The sequence below is a fragment of the Gemmatimonadales bacterium genome, from assembly GCA_041390145.1.
Taxonomy (GTDB): Bacteria; Gemmatimonadota; Gemmatimonadetes; order Gemmatimonadales; family GWC2-71-9; genus SPDF01.
Map to the genome: position 1 here is coordinate 139,710 of JAWKQM010000005.1, position 19,039 is coordinate 158,748.

Annotated in this window: 21 protein-coding genes; 15 read left to right on the forward strand and 6 right to left on the reverse strand. The window is 68.5% G+C overall.

All coding sequences use genetic code 11. The features are described from left to right. Positions 1-40: 40 nt before the first annotated feature. Positions 41-415, forward strand: coding sequence for a hypothetical protein (locus R2910_05570; GenBank protein MEZ4412433.1), 375 nt, complete (start codon positions 41-43; stop codon positions 413-415). 49 nt (positions 416-464) lie between these two features. Here R2910_05570 and R2910_05575 read toward each other — a convergent pair whose 3' ends face one another. From R2910_05575 to R2910_05585, 3 genes are read right to left on the reverse strand one after another with little or no spacing between them, the layout of a single operon-like run. Further along, positions 465-1,223, reverse strand: coding sequence for an FtsX-like permease family protein (locus R2910_05575; protein MEZ4412434.1), 759 nt, complete (start codon positions 1,221-1,223; stop codon positions 465-467). Beyond that, positions 1,159-3,186 (reverse strand): ABC transporter permease, encoded by a 2,028-nt coding sequence (locus R2910_05580; protein ID MEZ4412435.1) that lies wholly within the window; start codon positions 3,184-3,186, stop codon positions 1,159-1,161. The genes R2910_05575 and R2910_05580 overlap by 65 nt, the downstream gene beginning before the upstream one ends. Beyond that, the gene (locus R2910_05585) at positions 3,183-3,548 is read right to left on the reverse strand and encodes a helix-turn-helix transcriptional regulator (protein MEZ4412436.1); all 366 of its coding nucleotides are present in this window, start codon (positions 3,546-3,548) and stop codon (positions 3,183-3,185) included. Before R2910_05585 ends, R2910_05580 begins: the two co-directional genes overlap by 4 nt. A 150-nt stretch (positions 3,549-3,698) precedes the next feature. Between R2910_05585 and R2910_05590 the strand changes: the two genes are divergently transcribed. Continuing rightward, a complete protein-coding gene (locus tag R2910_05590; GenBank protein ID MEZ4412437.1) occupies positions 3,699-4,103 on the forward strand; it encodes a DoxX family protein in 405 nt (134 codons plus the stop codon). 43 nt (positions 4,104-4,146) lie between these two features. Here the strand turns inward: R2910_05590 and R2910_05595 are convergent, their stop codons facing one another. The 3 genes from R2910_05595 to R2910_05605 form a co-directional block, all read right to left on the reverse strand. Then, complete coding sequence (locus R2910_05595; GenBank protein MEZ4412438.1) at positions 4,147-4,620, reverse strand: prepilin-type N-terminal cleavage/methylation domain-containing protein; 474 nt, start codon at positions 4,618-4,620, stop codon at positions 4,147-4,149. After that, a complete protein-coding gene (locus R2910_05600; GenBank protein MEZ4412439.1) occupies positions 4,617-5,129 on the reverse strand; it encodes a hypothetical protein in 513 nt (170 codons plus the stop codon). Before R2910_05600 ends, R2910_05595 begins: the two co-directional genes overlap by 4 nt. A 63-nt stretch (positions 5,130-5,192) precedes the next feature. Then, positions 5,193-5,570 carry a response regulator gene (locus R2910_05605; protein MEZ4412440.1) on the reverse strand — a complete coding sequence of 126 codons (378 nt, stop codon included), beginning with the start codon at positions 5,568-5,570 and terminating at the stop codon, positions 5,193-5,195. A 249-nt stretch (positions 5,571-5,819) separates the two neighbouring features. Between R2910_05605 and aroA the strand changes: the two genes are divergently transcribed. The 13 genes from aroA to rpsB all read left to right on the forward strand — a co-directional run bounded on the left by aroA (position 5,820) and on the right by rpsB (position 18,972). After that, positions 5,820-7,097: a 3-phosphoshikimate 1-carboxyvinyltransferase gene (gene aroA / locus R2910_05610; GenBank protein ID MEZ4412441.1), complete on the forward strand. Its 1,278-nt coding sequence runs from the start codon at positions 5,820-5,822 to the stop codon at positions 7,095-7,097. Beyond that, positions 7,097-7,792: a (d)CMP kinase gene (cmk, locus tag R2910_05615; protein ID MEZ4412442.1), complete on the forward strand. Its 696-nt coding sequence runs from the start codon at positions 7,097-7,099 to the stop codon at positions 7,790-7,792. The genes aroA and cmk overlap by 1 nt, the downstream gene beginning before the upstream one ends. A 94-nt stretch (positions 7,793-7,886) precedes the next feature. Continuing rightward, positions 7,887-8,033 (forward strand): hypothetical protein, encoded by a 147-nt coding sequence (locus R2910_05620; GenBank protein ID MEZ4412443.1) that lies wholly within the window; start codon positions 7,887-7,889, stop codon positions 8,031-8,033. Positions 8,034-8,062: 29 nt separating this feature from the next. Further along, the gene (locus tag R2910_05625) at positions 8,063-8,770 is read left to right on the forward strand and encodes a hypothetical protein (GenBank protein MEZ4412444.1); all 708 of its coding nucleotides are present in this window, start codon (positions 8,063-8,065) and stop codon (positions 8,768-8,770) included. Positions 8,771-8,892: 122 nt separating this feature from the next. Further along, positions 8,893-10,674, forward strand: coding sequence for a 30S ribosomal protein S1 (locus R2910_05630; protein MEZ4412445.1), 1,782 nt, complete (start codon positions 8,893-8,895; stop codon positions 10,672-10,674). 204 nt (positions 10,675-10,878) lie between these two features. Beyond that, positions 10,879-12,432 carry an acyl-CoA carboxylase subunit beta gene (locus R2910_05635; protein MEZ4412446.1) on the forward strand — a complete coding sequence of 518 codons (1,554 nt, stop codon included), beginning with the start codon at positions 10,879-10,881 and terminating at the stop codon, positions 12,430-12,432. Between the two features lie 246 nt (positions 12,433-12,678). Then, entirely contained in the window at positions 12,679-13,668 is a 990-nt protein-coding gene (locus R2910_05640) for a hypothetical protein (protein ID MEZ4412447.1), read from the forward strand. A 40-nt stretch (positions 13,669-13,708) separates the two neighbouring features. Beyond that, complete coding sequence (locus tag R2910_05645) at positions 13,709-15,211, forward strand: acetyl-CoA carboxylase biotin carboxylase subunit (protein MEZ4412448.1); 1,503 nt, start codon at positions 13,709-13,711, stop codon at positions 15,209-15,211. Positions 15,212-15,237: 26 nt separating this feature from the next. After that, positions 15,238-16,473: a TRAM domain-containing protein gene (locus tag R2910_05650; protein ID MEZ4412449.1), complete on the forward strand. Its 1,236-nt coding sequence runs from the start codon at positions 15,238-15,240 to the stop codon at positions 16,471-16,473. After that, positions 16,470-17,006 (forward strand): acetyl-CoA carboxylase biotin carboxyl carrier protein subunit, encoded by a 537-nt coding sequence (locus R2910_05655; protein ID MEZ4412450.1) that lies wholly within the window; start codon positions 16,470-16,472, stop codon positions 17,004-17,006. Before R2910_05650 ends, R2910_05655 begins: the two co-directional genes overlap by 4 nt. Positions 17,007-17,081: 75 nt before the next feature. After that, the gene (gene rplM, locus R2910_05660) at positions 17,082-17,540 is read left to right on the forward strand and encodes a 50S ribosomal protein L13 (protein MEZ4412451.1); all 459 of its coding nucleotides are present in this window, start codon (positions 17,082-17,084) and stop codon (positions 17,538-17,540) included. Continuing rightward, the gene (rpsI, locus tag R2910_05665) at positions 17,537-17,938 is read left to right on the forward strand and encodes a 30S ribosomal protein S9 (protein ID MEZ4412452.1); all 402 of its coding nucleotides are present in this window, start codon (positions 17,537-17,539) and stop codon (positions 17,936-17,938) included. The genes rplM and rpsI overlap by 4 nt, the downstream gene beginning before the upstream one ends. 128 nt (positions 17,939-18,066) lie before the next feature. Beyond that, positions 18,067-18,972, forward strand: coding sequence for a 30S ribosomal protein S2 (gene rpsB / locus R2910_05670; GenBank protein ID MEZ4412453.1), 906 nt, complete (start codon positions 18,067-18,069; stop codon positions 18,970-18,972). The last annotated feature ends 67 nt before the right edge of the window (positions 18,973-19,039 follow it).

Below are 19,039 nucleotides of genomic sequence, written 5' to 3' on the forward strand. Positions count from 1 at the left end.
AGTTTGCCGCCACCTCAGCGGCCAGGGCCACGGACTGACCATGAGCGGCGTGCTGAAGCTCTCAGCGATCCTGGAGATCGGCACCGGGCTCGCCCTGGTGCTGATCCCCGAACTCGTGGCCACACTCCTGCTCGGGGCCGAGTTGAACGCCGTCGCCGTCGTGATCGCACGGTGCTTCGGCGTCACGCTGATTGCGCTGGGGCTGTCCTGCTGGTCCAGCCGGCGGACGGGTCCGACTCGACGCTGGCCCCTCCGCGGCATGTTCACCTACAATGCCCTGCTGGCCGCGTACCTTGGGTACCTCGGAGGCGCCGGGGGATTCTCTGGTCCGCTGCTTTGGCCGGCAGTCGCGCTGCACGCCGTGGTGGCCATGGGCCTTGTCCGGGGACTGTTTCAAGAGCGGGTGCGCGGCTGACGGGGTGAAGTGGGGGGATGGTGTTGGTGCTGGATCTTCATCCCCGGCATTACTCCGCCTTGAGGCTCCGCACCACATCCACCCCGGTGGCGCGCCGCGCCGGGACGAGAATCGCGAGCGTGGCGGCGAGTCCGAGCACCGCCAGCGCCCCCGCGAAGCTCGTGACATCGAGCGGCTCCACGCCGAACAGGAACGCTCGTATGAAGCGGGCCATCAGCAGCGCCGCGGTCACACCGATGGCGAGGCCCATGGCCGTGATCGCCAGCCCCTGCCGCAGGACAAGTTCGAAGATCCTACCCCGCTGTGCGCCGAGCGCCATCCGGATGCCCATCTCCCGCGTGCGCCGGCCCACCGAATGGGCGAGCGAGCCGTAGAGGCCCACCGCCGCCAGCAGCATGGCCACCGAGGCGAAACTCATCAACAACAGCATCTGGAAGCGCGGCTCGGTGCGCACGTCGCTGATGCGCGACCGCATGGACCGCAGGCTTCTCGGCGGCACGTAGGGGCTGAATCGCGCCGCGGCCTGGCGGAGCGCGGGCGCCAGCGTGGCGAAGTCCGACGCGCTCCGCACGATGACCTCGGCGACCGGCCACTCCGCCTGCGTGTACGGCACGTAGACGGCAGGGAGCATTCCCTCCTGCGCCCGTGTCTGCACCACGTCGCCGACCACGCCGACGATGCGCAGCTCCGAGAGGGAATCGTCGTCCACCCGCATCCGAAGGGTGCTGCCGATCGGGTCGACCTCACCCATGTGCATCCGCACGAATGCTTCGTTGACGATCACCACCGGGGTCGGATCCCGATGCATCCGCGGTCGTGAACGCGCGCCCGCGACGAATCGGGATGGCGGCGACGTCGAAGAAGTTGGGCGTGATCACATACCCCGCCACGCCCTCCCGGCGATGATCGGCGGACTCGCCCGGCAGAAGGACCCGGGGGCCCATTGGGTGACTCGAAGGGCAGGCACCGACGCGGCAGCGACGCCGTTCAGGCCCGGCACCGCCTCCACTCCCGCACGATGCCATCCCACGCCATCGCGACGGACTCGTTCTCCGGTGCCCCCGGCGCTTGAGCGGCATGGCGAAGCTGGACAGGCCTTCGGGATGGAACCCCGGGTCCACCATCGTCACGCGGAGGAATGAATTGAAGAGGAGTCCTGCGCCGACGACCAGCACAACGGCAACGGCGAGTTGGGTGACGACGAGCGCGGACCGGAGCCGGGTTCCCGCCGGGGTTGTGGTGCTCCCCATGTGGGAGCGGATCGTGGTCAGCAGGTCGCGGCCGGTGAGCCTGACGGCTGGGATCACCATCCCCACCAGGAGGCCTGCGCCGAGCGACACCGCGGTGCAAATGGCGATGATGCGGAGGTTGACGGCGACTTCCGCGAGGCGGGGCAGGGTGTGGGGTGCGAACTGCCGAAAGGCCTGAACGCCAACCACCGCCAGGGCGATTCCCAGCACACCGCCCCCAAGTGAAAGGAGCACGCTTTCAATCAACAGGGCACGCGCCAGCGGTGCCCTGCCTGCGCCCAACGCACCCCGGATGCTCATCTCGCTCTGGCGGTCGAGCCCGCGAACCAGGAGGAGGTTGGCGGCGTTCAGACCCGCGATCAGGAGCAGCAGGGCGGCCGCCGCAAAGAAGAGCACCAGCGCCTGGCGTGACGAGCCCACCGTGTCGGCGTGCAGGGAGTTGGCACCCGCACCGATATGGGTCCCGTCCGGATACACGTTGCCATCGGGGTACTCGACGGCGAGCTGCGCCTGGATGCCGTCCAGCTCCGCGCGCGCGGCCGCCAGCGTGGCCCCCTGCGCCAGGCGTCCGAATACGTTGAGTGACCGCCTGCCCCGGGATTCGTAGCGGGGGTGTGTCGCGTCGATCGGAGCCCAGAACTCGATTGGTGCCTGCCCGAGCATTTCCGGTTGCACAAAGTCGGCTGGCAGGACACCCACGATTGTGGATGACTTGCCCAGCGTCGATAGTGGTTTGCCAATGACCGATGGGTCACCGCCAAACCTGGTCAGCCACGCGGAGTGGCTCACGATGACGACATTCCCGTTTGAGCCGGCGTAATCCTCCGGAAGGAAGGTCCGGCCCTGGACCGGCGGCACCTGAAAGAGGCTGAAGAATCCCTCCGTCACCATTCCCATGGGCACCAGCTCCGGGCCGTTCCCCTGGTCGGGGAGCAGCGCGCCGGTCATTTCGACGGCGGCGAGATCCGAAAACATCCGGGCACGCGCACGCCAATCCTCAAAGTTCTTGAGGGACACGCCAGCGAGGTGTTGCAGGTCGGCGCCTTCGTCCGACCATTCCCGCCCAGGAAAGATGTTCCCGACCGCCAGCAGCTCTTCCGCATGGCGGTAGGGCAGGGCGCGGACGACCACCGCATCCACCACACTGTAGATGGTTGTCGTGGCCCCGATGCCGAGACCGAGGGTGACGACGACGATCGCAGTAAAGGCCGGTCGCCGGGCCAGCGCGCGAAGCGACGCGCGGGTATCCGAGAGGAGATCTCTGAACATGGGCGAACTCGGTTCGGGGTTGCGGGTGGCCGACCGGACCCGACGGCGGCGCCGGATCGCGGAGGGTTGCCACCAGGCGAAGAGGGAGCGGATGGTGTCGGCGAGGAGCGCTCGTCTGGCGGCCACGGCCCCGCGCGTGGTCCGCATGCGATGGTAGTGCTCGACCAGGTCGCCGCGCAGCGTGTCGGCGTCGTCGCCGCCGAAGAGTCCGAAGAGCGCGTGTGCCAGCAGGGGCAGGCGTTCATCGATCATGCGCGGCGCCCTCCCGGATGCCCATGGCCGGCGACCACCGACTCGAGGCGCGGAAGCAGCCCGTGCGACATCGCCTGAAAGGTCTCGACCGCGCGCGCCAGGGCACGCGCGCCGGCGGGCTCGAGTCGGTAGAGGCGCTTCCGACGGCCCCCGCGCTCCGGCGTGGGGTCGCTCTCATGGCTGGAGACGAGCCCCTTCTCTTGGAGCCGGTCGAGAGCGGTGTACACCGCCCCGGCGGACAGCGTCCGACCGGTGCGGCGCTCCACCAAGTCCCGGATCGGCACGCCGTAGGCCTCGGCTTCCGGGAGCTGCAGGAGGGCAAAGAGCAGGAGTTGCTCGAATTCACCCAGGGATTTTGACATGAGTAACTCCCTGAATTGCGATGTTGATCCAATTACTAATACGTTGTAGTTATAATGTCCAGTCACCCTCGCCCTCACGCTGACACCTCCGCCGACGGCTCCGCGTAGGGACTGCATCGCCCGCCCCAGTCTCCACAACGAGGATCCCCCATGCCCCCAGCCGCCGACCGCGCGCGACTCCTGCTGCGCGCCACCCTTGGTCTCTTCCTCACCATCCACGGCGTGTACCGGATCTACGACGGTGGCGTGAACGGCTTCGGCGGTTTTCTCGGTTCCGAGCACGTCCCCTTCGGGGTCGCGGTGGCCTGGCTCATCACCATTGTCGAGGTGGTCGGAGGGCCGGCCCTCATCTTTGGCTTCCTGGTCCAACCGCTCTGTGCCTGGTTCGCGCTCGAACTGTTTGCCGGGATCGTCCTGGTGCATGCGCAGGACGGCTGGTTCGTGGTGGGCGGAGGGCGCAATGGCATGGAGTACTCGGTGCTGCTGATCGTCGCACTGATCGCGACGGCCCTGCTCGACCTGGCCGTTCAGGAATCGAAAAGGCCCACCGCCTGAGCGATGGGCCCTCGTTCTCTGCTGTCCACCTGCCCGATCGGCGCTACGACGCCCCGTCGGAGCCCACGATGATGTAGGTCAGCGAGCCGCCGGAGGCCAGGAACGGCATCGTCTTCCCGAGGAGTTGCTCCAGCTTCGTCATCAGCTTCGGGTCGGACGTCGTGACCGTGACCCCCACGATGTAGCTCCCCGGGCCGGATCCCGCGATCGGGAAGTAGTCGTAGTCCAGGGTGTACACGTCTTTGATGAACGTGGTCCCGCTGTTCATGACCGGGACCAGTTCAGGCGGCACGATGCCGGGCCCCACCTCGGCCGGCCACTTGTAGTCGTCCACGTAATAGGTGTAGACCGCGACCTTGATGGCGTTGAAGTCGGCGGCCACCCGGGCGGCATGGGCGCTGTTCCGCAGGTCGATGTACTTGAGGATGGCAATCGACGACAGAATGCCAAGTACGACGAAGACCACGAGCATCTCGATCAGGGTGAAGCCGCGGCGGGACAGCGAGTGCCGACTCATGGCCGCGCCTCCCGGCGCGACAGCAGCTCAAAGGAGTTCTTGAGGAACGGCGCCACGCTGTCCGTGGACGAGAAGCTCAGCCTCAAGTCCTCGCTGCGGCCGTCCAGCCGGTAGGTCCCGTCGGGATTGATGGTGTAGGTGACTCCGGTGGGCGGCACGCCAACATCCGCCAGCGTGGCGGGCAGTGAGCCGTGGGTCTGGCGATAGTTGTCGATGCGCCGGGATTCCATGAACAGGAGCATCCGGAGGCTCGCGTCCTGGAATTCCACGCTGTGCGGCACCGGCGGCTTCGGCACAATCCAATCGGGCTGGGTTACGCCAATCCACGCCCCCACGGCCGCGAGCACTGCGAGCGAGGCCCACATGAGGCGTCGGCTGCCCGAGCCGGTGGGCTTGGGTCGCGGCCCTCGCGTGTGGGTCTTCTTCTGTTGCTCTGACTGGACTGCCCCCTGGAGCGCGTGGTAGAGCGCTTCCTTGGAGTTGTCAGGCCGCTTGGGAGGTTGGGCCACTCGCGATCCTCATCGCACGGGTGATCTTCACAAGATTGGTGTCTCGCAGCGCCGGCGCAATCCTCAGGGGCGGCGAGGCGCCTGCACGAGGGCGTCTGCGACCTGCCCGGGGAACGCCCTGATATCGATCGGCTTGGTAATGTAGCCGTCGAACCCGGCACCGATCGCCCGCTCCCGGTCGCCTGCCATGGCGTGCGCCGTCAGGGCGATGACGGGCAAGGGACCGGGCACCTCCCGGCGGATATCCTGCAGCAACTCGAATCCGTCCCGCTCCGGCAGCTGAATATCCATCAGCACCAGATCGGGGCGGGCGTCGCGTATCTGCTGAATCAACCCGTCGCCGCTGACCTGCCCAAGCACGTCGTGGCCATGCAGCGTCAGCAGGGTCCGGAACAGCTTCATGTTGTCTGGACTGTCTTCGACGATCAAGATCGTGGCCACCTGCCCTCCCTCGGCGTGCCGTTGAGAATCCGCAGCCTTGGGGATAGGATTCGCTCGCCGAAGATAGCAAACCCCGTGCCTTGCCTGTACTTGCGCCCTCTTTCCCCGGTCGGCAACCCCGATGTGGCCTGATACCCTTGTGGTGGTTGGACTTGATGGCTTGGGTGGCCACCTCCCCAGGTGGGTACGCCGGGTCGGTGTGTCCCGCGGCCCGGGGTGTTCCGCCGTGCCAACCCCCAGGAAGCCCGGATGATCGTCGATGCCGATCTCCGGGTGCCCGGCGACAAGAGCCTCACCCACCGGATGCTGATCCTGGCGGGGATGGCCGATGGAACCAGTCACATCGGGGGCGCCCTCACCTCCTACGACGCCCGCAGCACGGCGCGTGTCCTTCGCCAGCTCGGCGCTACCGTCTCCCCCCTCGTGGCCGGGCGGGAGATCACGATCCGCGGGCGTGCGCGATTCCGTCGCGCCGCACAGCCCCTCCACTGCGGGAACTCCGGCACCTCGGCACGACTCCTCCTCGGGGTCCTGTCGGCCCACCCCTTCGCGTCCACCGTGACGGGTGATCGTTCGCTGCGCCGCCGGCCGATGCGCCGGGTCACCGATCCGCTCGCGCAGATGGGCGCCCGCTTCTCGTTCAAGGGGAGCGACGGCCTTCCTGTCACCGTTCGCGGGGGCCGACTCGAGGGGATACGGTACACGCTCCCCGTCTCCAGCGCGCAGCTCAAGAGTGCGCTGCTCCTTGCCGGTGTTGCCGGTGAGGTTCCCGTCGAGGTCCGGGAACCGGGAGGACGGTCGCGCGACCACACCGAGCGGCTGCTCCGTGCGTTTGGATACCGGGTCGAAGACGACGGCGACTGGATCCGGTTCGCGCCGACAGGACGGATCGAGCCGGTCAGCCAGGAGGTGCCGGGCGACCCCTCCTCCGCCGCCTTCCTCGTTGGCGCCGCCCTGCTGGGTGAGAGTGGCGAGTTGTGCCTGCGGGGGATCGGGATCAACCCGACGCGAACCGGCTTTCTCCGGGTGCTCGCGCGGATGGGCGGCTCCGTCGAGGTGCAAAATCACCATGAGGTCGGTGGCGAACCGGTCGCCGACCTGATCGTGCAGCCTGCCGAGCTCTCGGCGACCGACGTCGCGGCGGCCGAGATTCCCGGCCTGATCGACGAGATCCCGCTGCTTTCGGTACTCGCCAGCCGTGCCGAGGGTACCACGGTCTTTCGGGAAGTGGGCGAACTTCGGGTCAAGGAGAGCGACCGACTGGCGCTCCTGGCCAGCAATCTCCGGGCGGTGGGTGCGCAGGCCGAGGCCCACGGCAACACCCTGACGGTCGTTGGGGGCCGGTCCATTCCGGCGGGGCGGGTCGTCACCGCGGGCGATCATCGGATCGCCATGGCGTTCGCAGTGCTCGGGACCCTCCCGGGCGCGAGGGTCCGGGTCGACGATCCCGCCTGCGCCGCTGTCAGTTTTCCTGGCTTCAATGAATCGCTCCGTGCCATGGCGGCCGGAAGAAGGGGGAGGAAGTGATGCGTGTCGTGGCCATCGATGGGCCGGCGGCGTCGGGCAAGTCGAGCACGGCCAGGGCCGTCGCCCGGGTGCTCGGATTCCATCATCTCGACAGCGGGGCGCTCTACCGGACGCTGACCCGGGTGGCGCTCGATGCGGGCCTCGATCCCGATGACCTCGATGTGGCCGTGCTCCTGGCCAAGGCGGACCAGCGGGGGCTCGGCCTGCGGCCCGAGGGGGAGGACTTCGTTCCCCTGCTCGACGGGGCTCCCGCCGAGCACCTGATCCGGACGCCGGAGGTCACGGCCGCGGTGTCGGCGGTGTCGGCGGTGCCGGAGGTGCGCGACTGGGCCAACGCCCGGATGCGGGCGCTCGCCGAAGCGGGGGTGCCCATCGTGGTGGATGGGAGAGACATCGGGTCGGTTGTGTTCCCGGAGGCGGGCCTCAAGATCTTCCTCTACGCCAAGTCGGTCGTGCGCGCCATGCGGCGGCTGGCACAACAGGGGGGCAAGGAGCCGTCGAACGAGGAGATCCTGGCGGAGGCTGACCGGCTCAAGGCCCGGGACGCCGCGGACCGGTCGCGCCCCGTCGCGCCCCTCGTCTCGCCGGAGGACGCCGTGGAGCTGGATAGCGGCCGGATGACCTTCGAGGAACAGGTGGACGGAATCGCCCGGCTGGCCCGGGCGGTGTACCGGCTGCCGGACCCCGGGGCATAGCACGCGGCCAAACTTGCGGCCCCGGGTGGTGGGACGTAGGATAGCCCGGCCAGAATTTGGCCAGCCCGCGTTCCTCTCCCTCCAGGAGGTCCTCATGATTGGTATTCGCCCGCGCGTGCGCAGCCGCCACGCTCTCCTGCACATGGCCCTCGTGCTCCTGACGTTTGCGGTCTTTTCGGCGTGCAAGTCGGCGACGGACTCAGGCTGCAACTACAACGAGCAGACCAACGAGTGCACCTGACGAGCTAGTCAGGCCAGGGAGAATCACGCATGCCTGACGGGGGCCCGTCGGCCTGCTGCTGGCGGCGGGCATTCCTGGGCGGAGTGCTTCCGCTCCTCCTCCTCGCATTGCGACCCTGCGCGGCGCACGCCCAGTGGGCCGTGGAAGGCTTCCTGGGGACCTCGTTCAGCGCGCACAGCCCGTTGACGATCTACCAGGCCGGCAAGCCGACCCTTCACATCACCGCCGACTACGCCACCAATCCCAGGCAGGCATGGATCTACTACGCCTTTCGCGTCTCGCGGTGGTGGGGCCGCTGGGGTGGTACCGCCGGGTTCATTCATCAGAAGGTCTATCTGACGAACCCGCCGCCGGAGGTCCAGGAGTTTCGGGTTACCAACGGCTACAACCTGTTCAGTGTGGGGGCTGGGTACCTGACGCGCGGCTGGAGTTTCCTCGGCGGCCTTGGCCCGGTGATCGCCAATCCGGCGAATACGGTGCGAGGGCTGCCCCTCCCCGACAACGGTGGTGGTTTTGGGACCGGCTACTATCTCAGCGGCGTCAACCTGCAACTTGGTGTCAACCGTCGCTTCTATGTCGTGGACCGCGCATTTCTCACCGTCGACGTGACGGGGACAGCTGCCTGGGCCTCGGTCGATGTGGTCAATGGGCATGCCGACACCCCCAATTACGCACTCAACTTGCTCTTCGGTGTGGGGTGGGGAGGCCGCCGGCCAGGGGTGGGCCCGGCCCCCTAGCAGGACAGGAGCCGGTCGGTTACTTTTGAGGGCTACCGAACCTGGGCACTTCCGCCCCGGTCCGGCCAAACCTCATCCCGCAGCCACGCCGGTGCGGCCGACCCCGAAGGGATCGTATCCACATGTCCGAGCTGTCCGCCGCCCCGTCCGATCTGGACGCCCCCGACGCGGCTACCCCCGACACCGCCACTCCTGACGAAACGCCCCGCCGCTACTCGGTCCGCACCGACGCCATCATGGGCGCCACGGGCCTGCTGGTCCGCGCCGACCTCTACGACGAGGACTACAGCGAGGACGAGTACGAGCAGATGCTCTCGATGTACGAGGGCACCATGGCCTCGATTGCCGAGGGCGAAATCGTCAAGTCGAAGGTCCTGCGCATCACCGAGAACGCCGTGATCCTCGACGTCGGCTTCAAGTCGGAGGGCTCCGTGGCCCTCGACGAGTTCAAGGAGCCCCCGGCGGTCGGCGACGAAGTCGAAGTCTTCCTCGAGCACCTCGAGGACCAGGAGGGGGCGGTCGTCCTCTCCAAGAAGAAGGCCGACTTCATGCGGGTCTGGGAAAAGATCCGGGTGGCGCACGAGGCGGACGAGCCGGTCGAGGGCACCCTGGTCAAGAAGATCAAGGGTGGCGTGGTCGTGAACCTGATGGGGGTGGACGCCTTCCTCCCCGGCAGCCAGATCGCGCTCCGCCGGGTGCCGAACATCGACGAGCTGCTCGGCTCGACGTACGAATTCAAGATCATCAAGCTCAACAAGCGCCGGCGGAACATCGTGGTCAGCCGCCGCGTCATCCTCGAGCACGAGCGGGCGCACAAGCGCGAGCACCTGATGAAGGAGCTCCTTGTCGGCCAGGTGCGGAAGGGCGTCGTCAAGAACATCACCGACTTCGGGGCGTTCATCGACCTCGGCGGCGTCGACGGCCTGCTGCACATCACCGACATGTCCTACGGCCGCGTCTCGCACCCGACCGAAATGGTCGCGATCGGCCGCGAGGTCGAGGTCAAGATCCTCGACATCGACTGGCAGCGTGAGCGCATCAGCCTCGGCATGAAGCAGCTCCAGGAATACCCGTGGAAGGACGTCGCCGCCAAGTACCCCGTGGGCACGCGGGTGCAGGGCAAGGTGGTGTCCATCACCAATTACGGCGCCTTCGTCGAACTCGAGCCGGGCATCGAAGGCCTGGTGCACATTTCCGAGATGAGCTGGACGCGCAACGTCCGCCACCCCTCGAAGATCGTCAGCATCGGCGAGACCATCGAGGCCGTGGTGCTCAAGGTCGACGAGTCGGAGGAGAAGATCTCCCTCGGCATGAAGCAGACCGAGCAGGATCCCTGGATGATCCTGCCGCAGAAGTTCCCGGTCGGCACCCGTCTCGAGGGCAAGGTCCGCAACCTGACCAGCTTCGGCGCCTTCGTCGAGATCGAGCCGGGCATCGACGGCCTCATCCACATCTCCGACATGTCCTGGACCAAGCGCGTCCAGCACCCGTCCGAGGTCGTGAAGAAGGGCGACGCCGTCAACGTCGTCATCCTCAACATCGACGGCGAGAACAAGCGGATCTCCCTCGGCCTCAAGCAGGCGGAAGAGGATCCCTGGCTCAGCATCGGCGAGACCCTGCCGGTGGGTCACGAGCTCCGCGGCCGTGCCGTGCGCCTGATGGACAAGGGTGTCGTCATCGACCTCGGCAACGACCTCGAGGCCTTCGCCCCGATGTCGCAGCTCGGTGTCGCCAACATCGACAACCCGGGTGACGCCGTGAAGGAAGGCCAGCCGCTCGATGTGAAGGTCATCGAAGTGGATCCGATCCATCACCGCATCGTGGTGGCGGTCATCGGGTACCCCGACGAGCCGATCATCCCGCCGGTCAAGCCCGACTTCGACGAGTCCCCCGCGGACGAGTAGGCGGCACCTGGGGTCGGCAAGAGACGAGGGAGGGTCGGAGGGGAGGGAGGGTCGGAAAGGCGCGAAAGGGTGGTGGTTCGACCATCCTTCAGCTTCTCTCCGACCCTCCCGCCGTTTTCCGACCCTCCCTCGTTTCCATTGCTGTGGTTCGCTGCCCCGCTGCCCCGCTTCCCCGCTTCCCCGCGTGACCGTACATTCCCTCGCATGACCGACTCCCGGAAGCGCCTCGACGAACTCCACCGCCGCCAGGCCGAGGCGGAGCAGGGTGGTGGTGCCCGCCGCATTGCCCAGCAGCACAAGAAGGGCAAGCTCACCGCCCGCGAGCGGCTCGACCTCCTCCTCGACGAGGGGAGCTTTGTCGAGATCGACCGGTTCGTGACCCACCGCGCCACCGATTTCGGACTGGCCGACGAGATCTACCTCGGTGACGGGGTCGTGACCGGCTCCGGGCGCATCGACGGACGGCTGGTCTACGTGTTCAGCCAGGACTTCACGGTGTTCGGTGGGTCGCTCTCCGAGACGCACGCCGCGAAGATCTGCAAGATCATGGACCTCGCCGTCCGGAACGGCGCGCCGATGATCGGGCTCAACGACTCGGGTGGTGCGCGCATCCAGGAGGGGGTCGTTTCCCTGGGGGGCTATGCCGACATCTTCCTCCGAAACACCCTCGCCTCCGGTGTCGTCCCCCAGATCTCCGCCATCCTGGGCCCCTGCGCCGGCGGCGCGGTGTACAGCCCCGCCATCACCGACTTCGTCCACATGGTCCGGGGCGTCAGCTACATGTTCGTCACCGGCCCCAACGTGGTGAAGACGGTCACCCACGAGGACGTCTCGTTCGAGCAGCTCGGTGGCGCCGACATCCACGCCGGCACCTCGGGCGTGGCGCATTTCGTCCACGATTCCGAACCGCAGTGCCTGGCCGCCATCCGCGAGCTGATCGGGTTCCTCCCCAGCAACAACCTCGACCCGGCGCCGGTGCTGCCGACCACCGACCCCGAGGACCGGCGCGACGAGGCGCTCCTCGATGTCATCCCCGCCAACGCGACGCAGCCCTACGACATGCGCGACGTGATCCGGCGGGTGGTGGACGATACGATCTTCCACGAGGTGCACGGCGAATATGCCGGGAACCTGCTGGTGGGGTTCGCCCGACTCGGCGGAGAATCGGTGGGCATCGTCGCCAACCAGCCCGCCATGCTCGCCGGCGTGCTCGACATCAACGCCTCGGTCAAGGGTGCCCGGTTCATCCGGTTCTGTGACGCCTTCAACATCCCACTCGTCACCTTTGAAGACGTCCCCGGCTTCCTGCCCGGGGTGGCCCAGGAGCACGGCGGAATCATCAAGCACGGCGCCAAGCTCCTCTACGCCTATTGCGAGGCGACGGTCCCCAAGCTGACCGTCATCACGCGAAAGGCCTACGGGGGGGCCTACGACGTGATGAGTTCGAAGCACATCCGGGGCGACCTCAACCTCGCCTGGCCCACCGCGGAAATCGCGGTGATGGGGCCGAAGGGGGCGGTGGAGATCCTCTTCAAGGAACAGATTGCCAAGGCGGCTGATCCCGCCGCCGAGACGGCCCGCCTGATCGAGGAATACACCGAGAAGTTCGCCAACCCCTGGGGGGCGGCCGCCCGGGGCTACGTGGACGACGTGATCGACCCCCGGGATACGCGGCCGCGGCTGATCGACGGTCTGCGGGCCCTCCGGACCAAGCGGGACCGGAATCCGGCGAAGAAGCACGGGTGTATCCCGCTCTGACGAGCGGGGGCGGGGCAGCGGGGCAGGGAGGCAGTGGCGAGGATGCTCGTCATCCCGGCGAAAGCCGGGATCCATGTTATGGGACGGACAATGGACCCCGGCCTTCGCCGGGGTGACGTCGGGGTTGGGGCCGTCACGGCCCCGCTGCCCCGCAGCCCCGCCCCACAAGGTGCCTCTGGCGAAACTCCGTACAGCGTCCCATCTTAGAGGCCTACCCCCGAACCACGATCTGGACAGGTGGCTGGCATGGTACGAGTGATCCAACCCGAGCTGCGATCCCTGCTGGCGCTGACCCTCCTGGTGTCAGCGGCAACCGGGCCTGTGGTGGCGCAAGGGTCGCTCAACCCCACCGTGGCGCCGCGTGCCGCCGAGCTGGCCCGGAACGGGCAGCGGGGCATCGGCACCGAGATGCTCAGCCAGTACCTCGCCACCTCGCCCGACGACGGGTCGGCCTGGATTCAGCTCGGCCGGTTCTACCTCCTCGACATTCGCGATTGGCACCTCACTGGCCATCCGGCCGACTCTCCCGGGCCGCTGTACATCGACTTCGGATCCGCCGCCCTGGATCAGGCCGTCCGACTGCGCGGGGACTCCGGCGTCATCCTCCGACAGATGCTGGAGGTGGAGCGGGCGCTCGAGGCCGTCGAAGAGCAGGGCTATCCGGTCCTCACGCACTGGGTGGTGCCACCGGATGTGGCCCCGTTGCCGGACTACATCACGGAACTCGGCGCGAATCTTCTGAGCAGCTGCCCGGCGTCGGGTGTCATGGCGACGGGCAGCGACCTGGAGACCGTCGCCATCTTCTCGGTGGTGGCCACCGCCGGCCAGGCCGCCAGCGTGGTGATCGTCGTGCCGTCGTACTACGCCACCGATGCGCGGTATCGCAACCGGATCGCCTCGGCGCTCGGCACCGACTCCGCCTGGTCGGTTCAGCAGGCCCTGGCCAGCGTTGCCCAGCGTCGGCCGGTGTGCCTGACGCCCATGGCTGATCGCACCCTGCTCGCCCTCCCCAAGCTCCGGCCGATGCGGTTCGTGCTCGTTTCGGGCCCCGGCACGACCACCAGCGACCGGGTGGTGACGGTCACTGATCTGGCCCGTGCCGACCGTCAGGGCAATTCCGCCTGGCTCCGCGAAGTCCACGCCGTGTATACCGCCGCCGCCGGATTCAATCCGCGCCTCTGCGACGGCCCGCTGGCCCTCCTGGGAGACACACAGATCGCCGCCTGCCGCCGCTAGGCGCCCGCCTCAGCGACCCGCCGTCCGCCATCCCACGCCCATGACCCCCATCACTCGAGTCCTTGTCGCGAACCGCGGCGAAATCGCGTTGCGCATCATCCGCGCGTGCCACGAGGAAGGTCTCGAGGCGGTCGCCGTCTACTCCGCAGCCGATCGCCTCAGCCCGCATGTGCGCGCTTCCGACCTGGCGGTCGAGATCGGGCCGGCCGCGCCGTCGGAGAGCTACCTCCGGATTGACCGGTTGCTGGAAGTCGCCCGCGAGACGGGGGCGCAGGCAGTGCACCCCGGGTACGGGTTCCTCGCCGAGCGCGCCGCCTTTGCCGAAGCGGTGGAGCAGGCCGGCCTGGTGTTCATCGGGCCGCCCTCCACCGCCATCCGCGCCATGGGCGACAAGACGGAGGCGCGGCGCCGCATGCGCGCGGCCGGGGTGCCGGTGGTGCCGGGCGCCGACGCGCCGATCACCGAACTCGCGCCCGCCCTCGCGCTGGCGAGCCAGATGGGCTATCCGGTCATGGTCAAGGCGGCCGCCGGCGGCGGCGGGAAGGGGATGCGCGTCGTCCGCGCCGCCGAAGAACTCGAGGGCGCGCTGGCCACCGCCGCGTCGGAGGCGCTCAAGGCCTTCGGCGACGCGGGGGTCTACATCGAGAAGTTCATCGAGCGGCCGCGGCACGTGGAAATCCAGGTGCTCGCCGATGCGACGCGCACCGTGCACCTCGGCGAGCGGGAATGTTCCGTCCAGCGGCGCCACCAGAAGGTGCTCGAGGAGGCGCCGTCGGTGGCAGTCGATGCGGAGCTGCGTGAGCGGATGGGAGCCGCCGCGGTGGCCGCGGCGACCGCGGTGGGGTACCGGAGCGCGGGAACCTGCGAGTTCCTGCTCGCCGCCGACGGGTCGTTCTACTTCCTGGAGATGAACACCCGCATCCAGGTGGAGCATCCGGTCACCGAACTGGTGTACGGCATCGACCTGGTGCGGCAGCAGCTGCGCATCGCGCGCGGACTGCCGATGCAGGTGCCGGACGGCCCCCGCCATCCCAACGGGTGGGCGGTGGAATGCCGGATCACGAGCGAGGACCCCGGCAACGGATGGATGCCCTCGACCGGCCGGGTCGAGTTCCTTCGCGTGCCGTCGGGCCCCGGGGTGCGGTGGGACAGCGGTGTCGAGATCGGCAACGAGGTCACGCTCTACTACGACTCGATGGTGGCCAAGCTCATCGTCTGGGGCCGTGACAGGGAGAACGCGCTCCGCCGGATGGTGCGCGCGCTCGATGAACTGGTTGTCGTGGGCATCGCCACGAACCAGGGATTCCAGCGGCGGCTCGTGACCGACCCCGCCTTCGTTGCCGGCGACATCGACATTCAGTTCCTCGATCGACGACCAGACCTGGCAGAGGCGCCCCCCAGCGCGGCCCTGACCCGCGCGGCCGCCATCGCCGCCGCGCTGGCCGAGGACGCCGCCCGCCATGCCCGGAAGCCGGCGATTGCCGAGTCGGGCGCCGCGCGCACCGCCTGGCTCGCGGCCGCGCGCGCTGAGGGGCTCCGCTGACCGCCGAGGCCGCCGCACCCGTCAGGATTCTCCGGATCGCCTCCGGGGGCGACGGCGTCGGGAAGCTGGACGATGGACGAACGGTCTTCGTGCCGCGGACGGCGGCCGGCGACCTCGTCACCCTGAAGCGGGTCAAGGTTGCCAAGACCTTCGCACGCGCCGAGGTGGACGTCGTTGTGGAGCCGTCGCCCGATCGGATCGAACCGGGCTGCCCGCACTATGTGCGGGACCAGTGTGGTGGTTGCCAGCTGCAGCATCTCGCGCTCCCCGCACAGCTGGCGGCGAAGCGCTCAATCGTGGGGGAAACACTCCGCCGCATCGGGAAGCTGGAGGTGGAGGATCCCGAGATCGAGCCGGCCGCCGCCGTCTGGGGCTATCGGAACAAGGTGACGCTGACCGTCTCCGACGCCGGTCGGCGGATCGGATTCCACCGGCAGGGGCGCGCGGGAGAAGTCTTCGACCTCGAGCGGTGCCTCATCGCCGATCCCGCGCTGATGGAGCTCTGGACCACCGTGCGGGAGCATCGCGCGCTCCTCCCCGAGCACGCCGAGCAGATCGTGCTTCGCCGGGACCGCGAGGGCGGACTCCACCTGATCGCGAAGGTCAGCGGGCAGACGGTGTGGCGCTCGGCGGCGCTCCTCCACGTGGCGCTGGTGCGCCGGGGGGTGCCGGCGGTGCTCTGGTGGGTGCCGGAAGAGGGAGCGCCACGGGCGGTCGCCGGCGCCGCGGAGCCATATCCCGCGGCCGTCTTCGAACAGGTGCACCCGGCCATGGGCGACCGGGTCCGGGCCTGGGCGCTCGAACAGCTGGGGCACTGGGAGGGGATGACCGCCTGGGACCTTTACGCCGGGGTGGGGGAGACCTCGGCCCTGCTGGTGGCTGGCGGCGCCACCGTCGAGAGCGTGGAGGTCGATGCGCGCGCGGTGGTCGAGGCAAACCGACGGGGACCGGACGAAGGGATTGAGCGGCACGCCGGGCGGGCGGAGGATATCGTGCCCCGGCTGCGGCCGGCGGGGCTGGTGGTCACCAACCCACCGAGGACCGGGATGGACGAACGGGTGACGGACGCGATCGCCGCGGCCCGCCCGAAGAAAATCGCCTACATCAGTTGCGACCCGGCCACCCTTGCACGGGACCTCGCACGATTGCTTCCCCGCGTCCCCGCTTCCCCGCCCATGCGCCTCGCCGCCCTGCGCGCCTTCGACCTCTTCCCACAGACGGCGCACGTCGAGACGGTGGCGATCCTGGAGAGTGACGGATGAAGTATTTCGTGTCGGTGGGGGGCGTGCAGGTGGAGGTGGCCGTCGAGCCCGACGGCATCCGGGTGGATGGCGAGCTGGTGGACGCGGCGCTGGAGCCACTCGCCGGCACGCCGCTCCAGCAGCTCCGGATGGGGGAGCGCACGCTGGTCTTTTCCATCGATCCCCGCGAGCGCGGGGAGTGGGAGCTTGGTTATCGTGGCGAGCGGTGGACGGCCTCGGTCGTGGACGAGCGTACCCGGCATATCCGGAGCCTCACCGGCGAGGGTCGGCAGCGGGTGGGGGCAGGGGAGGTCAAGGCGCCGATGCCGGGGTTGGTGCTCCGGGTCCTGGTGGAGCCGGGGCAGCGGGTGGAGGCGGGGGCGGGGCTGGCGGTCCTGGAGGCCATGAAGATGGAGAACCAGATCAAGGCCCCCGCGGCCGGGGTGGTCGAGGCGGTCCGGGTCGAGGCCGGGAAGGCGGTCGAGAAGGGGCAGGTGCTGGTGGTACTGGCCGCCCCGCCAGCGCCCGGCCCGGCCGGGGATGGGGTGGCTTGACCAGAGCCGATATTCCCGGCTATCTTACGGGTCTGTGTCGATTTACCCGTTTTCAGGGAACTGGCAGGAATGACAATGAAGACCTTTAGCGCGACGCCGAGCGACATCCACCACGAGTGGCTGATCGTTGACGCCCAGGACGTGCCGCTCGGCCGGTTGGCCAGCACGGTGGCGCAGCTCATCCGGGGCAAGCACAAGCCGACGTACACGCCGCACATGGATGTCGGCGACTTCGTCATCGTCATCAACGCCGAGAAGGTCCGCCTGACGGGCAAGAAGCTCGACGGCAAGACCTACTTCAAGTACACCGGGTACATGGGCCACGAAACCCACACGACCGCCCGGAACCTGATGGCCAAGCACCCTGACCGGGTCATTGAGAAGGCCGTCTTCGGCATGCTGCCGAAGACCTCGCTCGCCAAGCAGCACCTGCGCGGCAAGCTCAAGGTGTACGCCGGCGCGGAGCACCCGCACGCGGCGCAGCAGCCCAAGCCCTTTACGATTCAGTCCAGCACCCAGAAGGTGAGCGCATGACGGCTTCTCCCGAATTCCGGTGGCAGGCAGTGGGTCGCCGCAAGACCAGCGTCGCCCGCGTGTACCTGACGCCCGGCACTGGCAAGTGGGACATCAACGGCCGCACGCTCGGCGACTACTTCCCCCGGCCCTCGCTGGTGCAGCACATCCAGCAGTCGTTCACGGCCACGGACACCCTCGGCGCCTTTGACGTTCGCGCCCATGTGGACGGTGGCGGGCAGGCGGGCCAGGCAGGCGCGCTTCGGCACGGCATCGCGCGGGCGCTGGTGGAGGCCGACGGTCTGCACCGGGCCAAGCTGCGGGCCGCCGGGCTCCTGACGCGCGACCCGCGCGCCGTGGAGCGGAAGAAGCCAGGCCGTCCGGGCGCCCGGAAGCGGTTCCAGTTCAGCAAGCGGTAGCAGCAGGCGGCCGACCGGCCGCCATCCTCCACATCGCCGGATTCCGACCCGGGTGCCCCCAGGGGTCAGGTTGGAAGACGAAGGCGGTGGTCGGACAACCCTCATAACTGAAGGATCGACGAACTCGCATGGCACAGCCCGCACTGCAGGACCTGCTCGAAGCCGGCGTTCACTTCGGCCACCAGACCCGTCGGTGGAACCCGAAGATGCGCCGTTTCATCTTCGCCGAACGCTCCGGCATCTACATCATCGACCTGCAGAAGACCCTCCGGCAGATCATCAAGGCCCAGGAGCTCCTCCGCACCGTCGTCCTCAAGGGCGACAGCGTCCTCTTCGTGTGCACCAAGCGGCAGCTCAAGGCCGTGGTGCAGGCCGAGGCGACCGAGAGCGGCGGGCACTACGTCACGGAGCGGTGGCTGGGCGGCATGCTCACCAACTTCCAGACGGTCAAGAAGCAGATCCGGCGGCTGAAGGACCTCGAGCAGGGGGCCTCGGACGGCGAGTTCGAGAGCTACACCAAGAAGGAAAAGCTGCTCTTCGAGCGGGAGCGCGTGAAGCTGTCGCGCAACCTCGAGGGCATCAAGAACATGGCCCGGCTGCCCGGCGCGCTCTTCGTGGTGGACGCCAAGAAGGAAAAGATTGCGGTCGCCGAGGCCAACAAGCTCGGGATCCCGGTGGTGGCCATCGTGGACACCAACGCCGACCCCGACGTGATCACCGTGCCGATCCCGGGCAACGACGACGCCATCCGCGCCGTCGCCCTGATCACGCATGCGCTGGCGGACACGATCGCCGAAGCCCGCGCCCAGATGCCGGCGCGTGACGCGGCCGACGCCGACGACGCCGAGACGTACAGCACCGACTCCGGCACCGAAGGCGACGCCGACGCGGACCGAAAGAAGCGCCGGGCCCGCCGGAAGCGCCGGCCGAAGCCCGAGGCGATCGCCGCGCGGCTCAAGGGGGAGTCGGAGACGGCGGATTCGGGGGAGGCCGAGGCGGCTGCCCCGGCTGCCGCGGCAGAGTCGGACGCCTAGTCCGGCCCCTGCGGGATCCTGCGTGCCGCCGCCCCCGGCCTCCAACCGGCCTGGGCGGCGGTTTCAC